The sequence below is a fragment of the Salmonella sp. SAL4457 genome, from assembly GCF_046548235.1.
In the GTDB taxonomy this organism is placed as follows: Bacteria; Pseudomonadota; Gammaproteobacteria; order Enterobacterales; family Enterobacteriaceae; genus Salmonella; species Salmonella enterica.
Window position 1 is genome coordinate 1 of the sequence record NZ_JBGDZO010000335.1, and the last position, 284, is coordinate 284.

The 284-nt window shown below is 66.2% G+C and carries 1 protein-coding gene; it reads left to right on the plus strand.

The genetic code is table 11. The annotated features are described in order from the left end of the window. Positions 1-32: 32 nt before the first annotated feature. Positions 33-284 (plus strand): hypothetical protein (locus ACLJNW_RS24535; RefSeq protein ID WP_410961259.1); only part of this gene is annotated, 252 nt, incomplete at its 3' end.

Here is a 284-nt window from a genome sequence, read left to right on the forward strand (position 1 = left end):
TCGGCTCCAGCGTAGTCGAGCAACTCGGCCGGATGTCCCTGGGCGCCACCCAGATCCAGCTCGAGCGCTTGTTCGCACCGACCTTCAATACTCTGAGCGCCCTCTCGGTGAAGATGAAAGGTATCCGCCTGCTGCCCGACAGTCAGGTGCCGCTCGACATGGTTGTCGTCGGCGTGCGCGGAGCCGGCCTGCGCAACGGTCTGACCGAGGTCGAGCGCCAGGAGCTGAGGCGCAAGAGCTATCGGCGCGCCATCGTTCAGGACGGTGCCGGCAATCCCCTGGCC